This window comes from Roseivivax halodurans JCM 10272 (genome assembly GCF_000521785.1).
GTDB lineage: Bacteria > Pseudomonadota > Alphaproteobacteria > Rhodobacterales > Rhodobacteraceae > Roseivivax > Roseivivax halodurans.
In genome coordinates, this window is the sequence record NZ_JALZ01000003.1 from 237,714 (window position 1) to 249,479 (window position 11,766).

The window sequence follows — 11,766 nt, forward strand, 5'->3', positions numbered from 1 at the left end:
GTCGTCGTCTATGGCGCCCTGGCAGGTCTCCTGACTTCGCGGCTCGGGCGCTTCGGCCCGCCTTCCCGGCGCATCTGCGCCAGTGGCATCGGGACCGAAACTTGCCGCTTACAGTTGCGGGGGCAGTGCCGGATTCTCACCGGCTTCCCTCTTCACCCGCGACTTGCGCCGCGGGAACCAAAGCACCTGCATATTGGGCTGACGCGCCGGTGGGTGTCAATATATAGATGAAGTTTCGCGGCATGAAATCTGGTTCTCTGACCGCGGCGCCCTGAGCGCGACCTCCGGTGGCGCGGAGATGCGGCTGCCGGCGGGCCTGCCAGAGTGGCCGGCTCAGGCGGTCGCTGCCATCTGCGGAAGCACGAATGTGCTCTGACCTGGCGCCGCGTTCACGCGGATGGTGCAGCCGTAGGCCCGGGACAAAGTCGCGTCGGTCATGACCTCTTCGGGCGTGCCGCAGGCGACGACGCGGCCCTCGGCGAGGCAGAGCATCCGGTCGCCGAACATGGCCGACAGGTTGAGATCGTGCATCACCGCGACGACACCGCCGCCCGCCTGCGCAAAGGCGCGCGCGACCTCCATCACCTCGAGCTGGTGCCCGATATCGAGGCTCGAGACCGGCTCGTCCAGCAGCAGCCAGCGGGGCCCCTCCGGCGAGACCGGCTCCCAGACCTGGGCGAGCACTCGGGCGAGTTGCACGCGCTGCTGCTCTCCGCCCGACAATTGCTGGTAGGGTCGATCTGCATGGGCCGCAAGACCGACGCGCCCGAGCGCCTCCTGCGCGATCTCGTTATGATCTCCCGCCGCGCCGGATTGCAGACCGATCCGGACGACCTCGGCCACCGTGAAGGGAAAGGCCAGCGTCGCGATCTGGGGCAGCACGCCGCGCATGGCGGCCAGCTCCCACGGCCGCAGGCGCGCGGTGTCGCGGCCGTTCAGGGTGACGCTCCCCGTGTGGGGCACGTCACCCGTCAGGGCGCCGAGAAGCGTCGTCTTGCCCGACCCGTTCGGCCCGACGATGCAGGTCAGCGTTCCGGGCGCCGCCGCCAGGGCAACGCCGTGCAGCACGGCACGGCGGCCGAGTGTGACATGGATGTCCCGTGCCTCGAGCATCTACGCTCCGAGCCCGCGCTGTCTCAGAAGGATCCACAGAAAGACCGGCGCGCCGATGACGGCGGTCAGGATCCCGATGGGGAGTTCCGCGGGGGCGACGATCACGCGCGCGACGGTATCCGCCGCGACGAGCAGGGCGGCGCCGCAGAGCGCCGAATTGACGAGCAGGGCGCGATGGTCGGGCCCCGTCGCAAGGCGCAGCAGGTGCGGGACCACGATGCCGACGAAGCCGATGCCGCCGGCCACCGCGACCGCCGACCCGGTTCCGAGCGCGACGGACAGCACCGCGACGGTCTTCACCCGTTCGACCTCGTAGCCGACATGGGCGGCCGTCGCCTCGCCGAGGGCCAGCGCGTTGAGGGCCGGCCCCAATGTGCAGGCCGCGCCGATGGACAGGAGGATCGCCGGGGCGCAGGCGGCGAGCTTGATCCAGCTCGCCCCGGCCAGCGAGCCGAGATTCCAGAAGGTCAGGTCGCGCAATTGCTGATCGTCCGCGGTGAAGATGAGAATGCCGGCGAAGGCCCCGGCGAGCGCGGCAACGGCGATCCCGGCGAGGAGCATCGTCGCCACCGACGTCCGCCCGCCCCGGGTCGAGACGCGGTAGAGCCCGATCGTCACCCCCCATGCCCCGAGAAAGGCCGCGACCGGCACGGCGTAGGGGCCCGCCGGGACGAAGGCCATGGTTCCGCCGAGCACGATGACCGTGATCGCGCCGAGGCCCGCGCCCGCGCTCACGCCGATGATCCCGGGGTCGGCCAGCGGGTTGCGGAACAGCCCCTGCAGCACCGCGCCCGATACCGCCAGTGCTGCTCCAACCGCGATGCCGGTGAGGAGCCGGGGAAGGCGGATGTCGTAGAGAACGACGCGGTCCACCTGGCCGAGCGCGTCGCCGCTCGTAAGGCCGTTCAGGATCCCGGCCAGGCCGAGACCCGTCGCGCCGGTGCCGAGGCTCGCGAGCGACACCGCCACCAGCATGACGGCAAAGACGCCATGCAGCGCACGGGCACGCGCAAGCCGGTCCCTCGGCCGCACCGGATCTCCCACACCCAACGCCAGAGCCATCGGATCAGCCCCCGTAAAGCGCGGTCGACAATTCCTCGACCGCCTGCGCCGTCCGCGGCCCGAACCCGAGCAGCTTGAGGCCGTCCATGCGCAGCACCGTCCCCGAGCGGGCAGCCGGCGTTGTGCGCAGCGCCGGAGAGGCGAAAAGCGTCTCGTCCGAGACCGCGTGCTCGCCCGAGCGGTCCATCATCAGGACGACATCGGGCGCGGCGGCGGCCACGGCCTCGTCCGAAACCTGCTTGTAGCCCTGAAATCCGCGCATCGCGTTTTCCGCTCCGGCGAGCCGGATGATCCCGTCCGCGGCGGTACCTTGCCCCGCCGCCATGAGCCGCCCGCCTTCCGCGCTCATCACGAAGAGCACACGCATCGGGGCGCCGTCATGCGCCTCGGCGCGGGCCGCCGCCTCGGCCAGCGCCGCGCGGGTCTCGTCCGCCAGCGCTTCGGTCTTCGCAGGCACGCCGAGGGCCCCGCCCACGGTCCTGATCTTTGCGAGCACAGCGTCGGCGCCGAACCCGCCGGGCACGGTGACGAAGTCCACCTCCGCCGCCCTGAGGACGTCGATCGCCTCGGGCGGGCCCGCGCCCTCTTCGGCGAGGATGAGGTCCGGACCGACCGAGAGGACCCCCTCCGGCGACAGCGCCCGCACGTAGCCCACATCCGGCAGGCTGGTTGCCGCCTCGGGAAAGGTCGAGGTGCTGTCGCGGCCGATCAGCCTCTCTTCCTCGCCGAGCGCGTAGACGATCTCCGTCACCGCGCCGCCAAGCGCGAGGACACGTCCCGCGCCCTCGGCGGCGCGCGCCGACGGGTGGAGGACGAGGGTCAGGGCGAAGGCTGTTATGACGGCCGCGATCATCGTTGCGGGCAGCAGAACAAACCCGTCCCCGCGTCGGCCCGTGTTCCGGATCATGCGCATGTGACGTTCCTTGCTGACTTCTGTGCCGGCATCATTCGGCAGGTTCCGCATCGGCGAGGCCGGCGAGGCTTTCGACGAGCGCGCCCCATGCGGGCCGCGAATCGCGCCCCTCCTTGCCCAATCCGAAGACCTGGAAGATGAGCGCGCCGTGCCCGTCGAACGCCTCGACCGACACCGCCGGACCGCGCTGGGTCGGCTTCTCGACCGCCCAAACCTCGGCCACGTGATCGGCCCTGAGATGCAGGTTGAACCCGGGGTCGAGGATGTTCTGCCACGGGCCCATCGTCTTCAGCGTGCCGATGCCGCCCGAATGGATCTGGATGCAGCCGCGATTGCCGACGAAGAGCATGATCTCGACACCCTGATCGCGCACCGCCTCGAGCATCTGCGTCACGGCGGCGGGCGCGAGCGGTCGCACGAAGGGCGCACCGGCGATGCGATACGCCCCGAGCCGGTTCATCTTCAGTTTCGAGCAGAGCCGCAGGAACTGGTGCGTGTCGGTCAGACGTCGCCATTCCTTGCGCAGGATGTCGGCCTTGGCGGGGTCGGATTTCGGCGCCTCGGGCGGCATCCGCTCCGCGACCTCGATCCGGTCCGCATCCTCGCCGGTGGCGAGCTCGGCCACCAACGCCCGCCAGGCGTCCGGATCGCTCCCCTCGCGCAGGAAGATCTTGTGCACCGCATCGCCTGCGGCATCGAACACCTGCAGGCTCCGGCGAAGCCCCGCCTCGGTCGGTTTCTCGACCGCGAAGGCGTGCCGCCAGTGCTTGGGAAAGATCCGCAGATCGATCTCTTCGGCCAGCACCATCGCGGCATGCTCTCCGGGATGGTAGCCGCCATAGCGGCCGACCTTCTCGTGCACCGCCGAGCGCGTGCGGGTCAGCGCCATGACCTCGCCCAGCCGTTCGGCGGCCGGCATCAGGCGGTCGGGATCGGCTGCGATCCGGGTGACGCCGGCGCCGGTGAAGGCTGCCAGCAGTTCGGCCTCCGAGATCTTCAGTTCTTCGGCAATATCGCGTTCGCGCTGCCCGGTGCGGGCCTCGACTTCGGCACGAATCTCGGCGGGCGAGAGGGGATCGGTCATGCGGGTCCTTCCGGCTGTTGTGCGGTGGCTACATCGCGGCCGAGAAGGCGCGCGCCGGCTTCCGATCTTTCTTGACTGTTTTACTCAGAATCCGTAGCCGGCTCAAGTCGGAAGAAAAAGAAATAGCTCCGACGCACCAACCGCCCGGCCAGCCCCTTCGCGAGCACGGCACGACCGACTGCTTCTGAGGGGTTGCACATGACGACACATTTCCTGCGCGGCAGTACCGCGCTTGCCCTGATCCTCGGCGCCGCCGCGCCATCCTCCGCGCAGACGACCGGGGACATCGCGCTCGATCCGATCTTCGTGGCAGGGTCCAAACGCGAGGTCGCGACGGACACTGCCGCGCCGATCACAACGATCGACGAGACCGAGATCCGCGACCGCCAGGCCGGCACCATCGCCGAGCTGATCGACAGCGTGCCGGGCGTCGCCCTCGTGAACGGCTCGACTCCGACCGGATCGGGCATCTCGATCCGCGGCTACGGCGCGACCTCCACCTACGGCACCGACCAGAAGGTGCAGGTGATCGTCGACGAGGCCGTCACCGGCTCCGAGGAGATCTACCGCCTCGGCACGCAGCTTTTCACCGATCCGTCGCTCTACAGCTCGATCGACGTGCTGCGCGGCACAGTGGGCAGTTTCGAATACGGCTCGGGGATCGTCGGCGGCGTCGTGAAGGCCGAAACCAAGAAGGCCTCCGATTTCACCGGCGGCGTGCCCGGCTTCCGCCTGCGCGAGACGCTGGAATATTCCTCGAACGGAGACGGCTTCGCGACCTCGACGATCCTCGCCTGGCAACCGACCGACCGCGCCGAGATCCTCGCCAATTACACGCTGCGGCGTCAGGACGCGCAGGTCGACGGCGCGGGCGAGACGATCGGCAACAGCCAGTTCGAGACGCCGTCCTGGCTGCTCAAGGGGCGCGTCTATCTCGACGCTGCGAGTGAGCATTCGCTCACGCTCTCCTACACCGACACCTCGACGGCCGAGCGTGACGTGCCCTATGACAGTTTCGGCACCACGGATGCGACCTTTGGCAATGTCGACCGAGACATCGACAGCCGCACCGCGACGCTGGTCTACAATTTCGCGCCCACCGCCAACGATCTCGTCGATCTCGACGTGATCCTCTCCTACGCGGATCAGGAGATCTCGCAGAGCTACGTGCCGGGATCGTCCTCCTGCGACGGGCCGGGACTACCATGCGGTTTCCCGTTTCCGCCGGGAGGTTTTCCGACGGTGAACGCCGATCACCGCTACGAGACCACGCGGCTCGCCGTCCGGAACACTGCGCGGTTCGTGACAGGCGCCGTGGGCCACGAGCTCCGCACGGGGCTCGAGCTCATCCGCAAGGAGCGCGAGAGCGCGGACAGCGCGCCGGGGGGCACGGACCGCCGCGTCGCGTTCTATGCGATCGACGAGATGAGCCTCGGCAACTGGACGGTCACGCCCGCTCTCAGATACGAATGGCAGACGATCGAGGACGGCACCGGCTTCGGCGGACCGGACAGCTACGAGAACGATGCGCTGATGGGCGGTATCTCGGCCCGCTATGCGCTCTCGAACTGGCTCGGCCTCTTCGCGAGCGCGGCCTATACCGAGAACCTGCCGATCCTCGACGATCTCTACACCACGGAGTCGGGCACATCCGCCCCGGTGGCGCAGCCCGATCTCATGGGCACCAGCGAGAAGTCCCACACTTTCGAGCTCGGCGCGTCCTACGACGCCGCGGGCGTCGTGGCGGCGGGCGATGCGCTCGCCCTGAAGGGCACGCTCTACAGGACCACCCTCTGGGACGTGACCTCCTACACGGTGCCCGGCGCGACGGGGTCCTATGTCGAGGAGGTCGAGACGCGCGGTCTCGAACTCGAGGCGAGCTACGCGACGGAGAGCGGATTCTACACCGACCTCAACCTCGCCCTGGCCCGCGGAGAGGAGATCTACCCGGACGATCTCGGCCTCGACGATGGCGACTGGCGCGCCTTGCCTGGCGACAGCGCCCGGCTGACCCTCGGCAGGAAGCTGGGCGACAGGCTCGACATGAGCTGGGAGGTCGTGGCCTTCAACACTATCGAGGTCGATGACGAGGAGACGCCCGGTTTCTCGATCCACAACCTGCGCGCCACCTATAGGCCGCAGGAAGGGGTGCTGTCGGGAACCGAGATCCGCTTCGGTCTCGAGAACGCGTTCGACCGGGATTACCAGACGCGGCGCTCCACCCGTCCCGCTCCGGGTCGCAACTTCAAGATTTCGCTCGCCAGAACGTTCTGAGGCACAGTACCGATCCGAGCGAAACGGGCGCCGCGGACATAAGCGGCGCCCGCATGCCCGGCGGCACCGAAAACCCTTCAGCTGTCGAGGCCGGCCTCCACTGCGTACCGGATCAGCTCTGTGGTGCTTCTTGCGCCGAGCTTGCGTTTCACCGCGGACGAGGTGTTGGCGGCCGTCTTGTAGCTGATATGCAGCGCATCCGAGATCGCCTGGAGCGACTGCCCCCGGCTGATCAGGCGCAGGACCTGGTATTCACGGTCGGTGAGCGCCTGCACCGGATCGCCGGGCCTGCCGGAGCGGGTCATCGCCACCGAAACGGCCATGTCGTGCGCGAGATAGGGCCGCCCCTCCTCGAGCGTGCGGACGGCCTCGAGGAAATCCTCGGGCCGCGAGTTCTTCGAAAGGTAGCCCTGCGCTCCCGCCGCCAGCGCCCGGGCGACGAAAGGCGTCTGCTCGTTCATCGAGAAGATCAGGATCCGCGTCTCGGGGGCCCGTCTCAGCAGCGGCTCGATCAGCTTGAGCCCGCCCACGCCCGGCAATCCCAGGTCGAGCACCACGATCCCCGGGGCATGGGAGGAGGACAGGGTCAGCGCCTCGGCCTCGGTATAGGCGTTGAGGATCCGCTCGTAGCCCAGCTCCTCGAGCAATTGCCCGCAGCCGAGATGCGTGACCGGGTGGTCGTCGACGATGAGACCCGTCTTCACGATGCGACCGCCAGAGCAGCGGCGCGCGTCTCGGGAACGTCCATCGGCATGCGGGCGGCCAGCCGCGTGCCGGACCGGTCGCCCCGTCCGATCGCGAGATGCCCGCCGAGCGCGCCGACCCGGTCCCGCATCGCCGTCAGGCCGCGGCCCTCGTCGGCACCGTCGCGAATGCCCGATCCGTCGTCCTCCACGATCAGCAGCAGATCGCGCGCCCGCGCCGTGAGCGTCGCGCGGATACGGGCGGGCGCCCCGTGGCGCAGCGCGTTGGTCGTCGCCTCCTGGAAGAACCGGTAGACGGTCAGATCGACGATCTCGGGCGTTCCGGGCAGCATGGCGGGCAGCTCCACGTCCCAGGCGATATCGGGATGGGTCCGCCGGAACGCGCCGAAGAGATCCCCGAGCGCCTCGACCAGCGGCAATTGCCCGATCGCCATGGGGCGGAGCGTGGTCAGGAGCCGCGCATTCGAGGCCTGGATCTGCTCCACGATCTCGAGGATCGCGACCGCGTCCGCCGCGCGTTTCGCATCCCCCGATCCTTCCGCCGATCTTTGCAGCGCAGAGGCCTTGACCTTCAGCCCGAAGAGGCACGGTCCGAACTCGTCGTGCAGTTCCATCGCGATGGCGCGCCGCTCCGCATCGCCAAGCTCGACGACCCGCCGCGCGAGCCGCGCCCGCTCCGCATCCGCCCGTCCGAGGCTCTCGGTCAAGGCGTTGAACCCCGAGAAGATCGGCGCGAGGTCGCGGTTTGCGGGCGGGACCGCCCGGCTGCCCACGTCGCCCTCTCGCAGCCGGAACATCGCGGCGCTCAGGCTGTCGAGCGGCCGCAGCGCCCGCTGCACGATCAGGGTCAGCAAAGCGATCGACAGCAGCGCCGTCGCGAGCACGATCCAGACCAGCGTCGAGGCGTCCTGCCAAACCTCGGCGATCTCGTCCGCCGGCGCCGTGGTCATGGTGACGTAGCCGTGCACGGCCCCGTCCGAGCGCACCGGAATGCGTGTCTCGCGCGGGCTCGGCTCCACCAGCCCGACGAACCAGTCCGGCACCGGTCGGGCCCCGCTCTCGTCCCCGGCATGGCGGACCGCGACCGGACCATTCTGCGCGTCTAGGAGCCTGATATTCACGTGCCGCGGCTCCACGATGATCTCCGAGAGCCTGGTCATCACGTCTCCCGGCGGGCCATCGCGCAGCGTGGCGCCGACGGCGGCCAGAGCCATCGCCCGCGCGCTCCGCTCCGCCGCGGCGATCTCGACCTCGACCGCCTCCCGCGCATTCAGCACGAGCGTGGTCGCGCCAAGCCCGAGGCCGAGGCAATGCACCGCCACGACGCAGAGCAGGATCTGGCTCTTGAGTTTCATCTGCCGGAACATGTCGGCTCTCCAACGGGCTGCAGGAGATGCTACCGGCTTCGTCCTGAACCGTCGACTGAAACGACGCGGGTCGGGAACAATCGGCAATCTGTCCGGGAAGATGTCCCGCCGACATTTGGGACGCGTGGCGGTCGGGCAGGGTGCTAGCCATGAGGATGGGAGAAGGAGCCCGCGACATATCGGCCATCGCCGGATCCGGCCACCTACCCCGGATCCGGCGCGACGCCGCCCCCGCGATCCCGGACCTGCCGCGCCGCCTCTCCACGCATGCGGCAGGACCGGGGCCGGATATGGCGCGTGCCCCTTCTCCCCGATCCCGCGCATGGCGCGTTCATTCGAATTCTCGGCTCGGCCAGGGAGATGAAACATGCTGAGACTGGTCTTGCTGGCGTCGCTTGCAGCGTCTCCGGCCTATGCCAACAAGGTGTTCGTCTCCAACGAGCGCGGCAACACCGTCACCGTGCTCGACAGCGAGACATGGGAGGTGATCGCCGAATTCCCCGCGGGGAACCGCCCGCGCGGCATCACCATCGCGCCGGACGGCTCCGAGCTCTATGTCTGCGCCTCCGACGACGACCTCGTGCGCGTCTTCGATCCGGAAACCTACGAAGAGCTGCACACTCTGCCCTCGGGGCCCGACCCCGAGCTCTTCGTGATCCATCCGTCGGGCAATCCGCTCTACATCGCCAACGAGGACGACAACCTCGTCACGGTCGTCGACACCGAGACGCACACGGTTCTCGCCGAGGTGCCGGTGGGCGTCGAGCCCGAGGGCATGGGGATCAGCGCCGACAGCCGCTACGTGGTCAACACGTCCGAGACCACGAACATGGCGCATTTCATCGACACCGAGACCTACGAGATCGATCACAACGTGCTCGTCGACCAGCGCCCGCGTTACGCGCAATACACCGCGGACGGCAGCCGCCTCTACGTCTCGTCCGAGATCGGCGGCACGGTGAGCGTCATGGACATCGCCGAGGACGGCACGCCGACGCTGGTGCAGAAGATCGAGTTCGAAGTGCCGGGCGTCCAGCCCGAATGGCTGCAACCGGTCGGCGTGAAGGTGACGCAGGACGGCTCCCGCGTCTTCGTCGCGCTCGGCCCGTCGAACCGCGTCGCCGTGATCGACGGCGAAAGCCTCGAGGTGCTCGACTACATCGTCGTCGGACAGCGGGTCTGGCAGCTCGCCTTCACGCCGGACGAGCGGTACCTCATCACCACCAACGGGAACTCGAACGACGTCACCATCATCGACGTCGAAGCCGAGGAAGCGATCAAGTCCGTCGCCGTGGGCCAGCAGCCCTGGGGCGTGGTCGTCGCCCCGAACTGATCCGACACAACCAGCCGAGAGGGGCATAGCGACATCATGACCGGACGGACCCTACTTGCCACGGCACTCTGCGCCTTCCTCGGCGCGCCGGCATTCGCGCAGGATTTCGGCTTTGCCGGGATCCTCTCCAACACCAACCAGGGCGAGGATCTGCCGACGCTGATCCTCGGTTCGGGAAAGCCGATCTCCGACGGCCCGATCGAGCTCGAGTCGGGAAAGGTCTACGAGCTCGAGATCGAGTCCGACGGATCGGCCGAGCTCGCGCTCGAAGGGCCCGGGTTCTTCCGCAACATCTGGGTCAACGAGGTGGTCGTGAACGGTCTCGAGATCCGTCCGTACGGGCTCGAATCCGTCGAGTTCGACCAAGCCGGAACCATGGAGATCGAGTTCATCGCCATCAGGCCCGGCCAGTATTTCCTGCGCATCCCCGGCTCCTCCGGCGACGCTCAGCGCGTCGACATCGCCATCCGCTGAAGGCTGCGCCCCCTCCGGCGCACCGCCTAGCGCATTCCTGGTCGCGCCAAACCCAAGGCTTACCGGTAAGACGCGAAGCTACCGGCGGGCCTTGGGCCTCAATCGCCATAGGGAAAGCGCTCGTCTCTACCAGTGCCACAGCGTCCCGTCTTCGAGGCGGTTCACCGGAAGGTAGGAGCGTTCGAACGGATACCGTTCGGCAAGATCCTCATCGAACTCCACGCCGTGCCCGGGGCCATGTCCGGGGTAGAGATGGCCATCCGCCATGGACCAGGTTCCGGGGAAGACCTCCAGGGTCTCCTCGGAATAGCCGGAATATTCCTGGATCCCGAAATTCGGCACCCAGAAGCCGAGATGGATATTGCTGGCAAGGCAGATGGGAGACATGTCCATCGCGCCGTGGGCGCCTGTCCTGACGTTGTGGAGCCCGGCGAAGTCGGCGATCCGGCGCATCGGCGTGATGCCGCCCGCATGCACGGATGTCATGCGGATGTAATCGATCAGCTGCTCTTCGATCAGCAGGCGCGCGTCCCAGATCGTGTTGAAGACCTCCCCGACCGCGATCGGGGTCGTGGTGTGATTGCGGATGAGCCGGAACCCCTCCTGATGCTCGGCCGCAACGGCGTCCTCGAGCCAGAAGAGACGATAGGGTTCGAGATCCTTGCCGAGGCGTGCCGCCTCGATCGGGGTCAGCCGGTGGTGGACGTCGTGGAGAAGCTCCACGTCCCATCCATGCGCCTCGCGGACCGCCTCGAAGAGCTTCGGTGCGTGCCGGAGGTATTTCGAGGTCGACCAGAGTTCCTCCCGCGGCAATGCGTTCTCGGCGGCTCCGTTCGTCGAGGTGCCGTCCGCCCCGTAGACCGGCGGCAGCCCCGGAATGCCCGACTGGACCCGGACCGCCCGGTACCCCTCGTCGATCAGGGCGCCGACGGATTCGACCGCCTCCGCGATGTCGCCGCCCTGCGCATGTCCGTAGCACATCAGCCGGTCGCGGCTCGCGCCGCCGAGCAGTTCGTAGAGGGGCATTCCCGCCGCCTTGGCCTTGATGTCCCACAGGGCCATGTCGATCCCCGCGATCGCGGCCATGGTGACCGGACCGCGCCGCCAATAGGCGCCGCGGTAGAGATATTGCCAGGTGTCCTCGATCCGAGCGGCGTCGCGGCCGATCAGGAGTGGGACGAGGTGGTCCTCGAGATAGGCGACGACCGCCTTCTCGCGGCCGTTCAGCGTTGCGTCACCGATGCCGGTCAGCCCCTGGTCGGTATAGATCTTCACGGTGACGAAGTTCCTGCCCGGGGAGCAGACGAAGATCTTGACGTCGGTGATTTTCACTTGGGTGCCCTTCTGGTTGGCGAATTGAGATCGAGGCGACGCGCCGGACCCGGCGTCGCGATCGCCTCAGGAGGTGGCGCGGTAGAGGAGCGACCGCCCCTCGTGGAAGA

10 protein-coding genes and 1 riboswitch are annotated in these 11,766 nt (G+C 68.3%); of the genes, 3 read left to right on the forward strand and 7 right to left on the reverse strand.

The annotated features are described in order from the left end of the window. Positions 1–3: 3 nt before the first annotated feature. Positions 4–197: riboswitch (cobalamin riboswitch) on the reverse strand. A gap of 136 nt (positions 198–333) precedes the next feature. The 4 genes from OCH239_RS05110 to OCH239_RS05125 are packed head-to-tail and all read right to left on the reverse strand — an operon-like array spanning position 334 to position 4,172. Continuing rightward, the gene (locus tag OCH239_RS05110) at positions 334–1,113 is read right to left on the reverse strand and encodes a heme ABC transporter ATP-binding protein (protein WP_037259505.1); all 780 of its coding nucleotides are present in this window, start codon (positions 1,111–1,113) and stop codon (positions 334–336) included. After that, on the reverse strand, positions 1,114–2,175 hold the full coding sequence (locus OCH239_RS05115) for a FecCD family ABC transporter permease (protein ID WP_037259506.1): 1,062 nt from the start codon (positions 2,173–2,175) through the stop codon (positions 1,114–1,116). Between the two features lie 4 nt (positions 2,176–2,179). Beyond that, the gene (locus OCH239_RS05120; RefSeq protein ID WP_425280281.1) at positions 2,180–3,082 is read right to left on the reverse strand and encodes a heme/hemin ABC transporter substrate-binding protein; all 903 of its coding nucleotides are present in this window, start codon (positions 3,080–3,082) and stop codon (positions 2,180–2,182) included. Positions 3,083–3,119: 37 nt separating this feature from the next. Continuing rightward, positions 3,120–4,172: a hemin-degrading factor gene (locus tag OCH239_RS05125; protein ID WP_037259508.1), complete on the reverse strand. Its 1,053-nt coding sequence runs from the start codon at positions 4,170–4,172 to the stop codon at positions 3,120–3,122. Between the two features lie 198 nt (positions 4,173–4,370). On the opposite strand from OCH239_RS05125, the gene OCH239_RS05130 reads away from it, so the two are divergent. Continuing rightward, on the forward strand, positions 4,371–6,446 hold the full coding sequence (locus OCH239_RS05130) for a TonB-dependent receptor domain-containing protein (RefSeq protein ID WP_037259509.1): 2,076 nt from the start codon (positions 4,371–4,373) through the stop codon (positions 6,444–6,446). Between the two features lie 77 nt (positions 6,447–6,523). On the opposite strand, the gene OCH239_RS23070 is transcribed toward OCH239_RS05130, so the two are convergent. Together OCH239_RS23070 and OCH239_RS05140 are read right to left on the reverse strand one after the other, a co-directional pair. Then, the gene (locus OCH239_RS23070; RefSeq protein ID WP_037259511.1) at positions 6,524–7,150 is read right to left on the reverse strand and encodes a response regulator; all 627 of its coding nucleotides are present in this window, start codon (positions 7,148–7,150) and stop codon (positions 6,524–6,526) included. Further along, positions 7,147–8,517, reverse strand: a complete 1,371-nt coding sequence (locus OCH239_RS05140) for a histidine kinase (RefSeq protein ID WP_051489286.1) — start codon at positions 8,515–8,517, stop codon at positions 7,147–7,149. Before OCH239_RS05140 ends, OCH239_RS23070 begins: the two co-directional genes overlap by 4 nt. A gap of 367 nt (positions 8,518–8,884) precedes the next feature. Here OCH239_RS05140 and OCH239_RS05145 point away from each other — a divergent pair, with 367 nt between their 5' ends. Then, positions 8,885–9,850 (forward strand): YVTN family beta-propeller repeat protein, encoded by a 966-nt coding sequence (locus OCH239_RS05145; RefSeq protein ID WP_037259512.1) that lies wholly within the window; start codon positions 8,885–8,887, stop codon positions 9,848–9,850. Between the two features lie 36 nt (positions 9,851–9,886). Beyond that, positions 9,887–10,324, forward strand: coding sequence for a cupredoxin domain-containing protein (locus tag OCH239_RS05150; protein ID WP_037259514.1), 438 nt, complete (start codon positions 9,887–9,889; stop codon positions 10,322–10,324). A gap of 126 nt (positions 10,325–10,450) precedes the next feature. On the opposite strand, the gene manD is transcribed toward OCH239_RS05150, so the two are convergent. Next, entirely contained in the window at positions 10,451–11,656 is a 1,206-nt protein-coding gene (manD, locus tag OCH239_RS05155) for a D-mannonate dehydratase ManD (protein WP_037259515.1), read from the reverse strand. Between the last annotated feature and the right edge of the window lie 110 nt (positions 11,657–11,766).

Bases quoted from the DNA above. Each gene is read 5' to 3' on its own strand.
- OCH239_RS05150 (WP_037259514.1), top strand. From the start codon at position 9,887: ATGACCGGACGGACCCTACTTGCCACGGCACTCTGCGCCTTCCTCGGC.
- OCH239_RS05130 (WP_037259509.1), top strand. From the start codon at position 4,371: ATGACGACACATTTCCTGCGCGGCAGTACCGCGCTTGCCCTGATCCTC.
- OCH239_RS05145 (WP_037259512.1), top strand. From the start codon at position 8,885: ATGCTGAGACTGGTCTTGCTGGCGTCGCTTGCAGCGTCTCCGGCCTAT.
- OCH239_RS05125 (WP_037259508.1), bottom strand. From the start codon at position 4,172: ATGACCGATCCCCTCTCGCCCGCCGAGATTCGTGCCGAAGTCGAGGCC.
- OCH239_RS05115 (WP_037259506.1), bottom strand. From the start codon at position 2,175: ATGGCTCTGGCGTTGGGTGTGGGAGATCCGGTGCGGCCGAGGGACCGG.
- OCH239_RS05120 (WP_425280281.1), bottom strand. From the start codon at position 3,082: ATGATCCGGAACACGGGCCGACGCGGGGACGGGTTTGTTCTGCTGCCC.
- OCH239_RS05140 (WP_051489286.1), bottom strand. From the start codon at position 8,517: ATGTTCCGGCAGATGAAACTCAAGAGCCAGATCCTGCTCTGCGTCGTG.
- OCH239_RS05110 (WP_037259505.1), bottom strand. From the start codon at position 1,113: ATGCTCGAGGCACGGGACATCCATGTCACACTCGGCCGCCGTGCCGTG.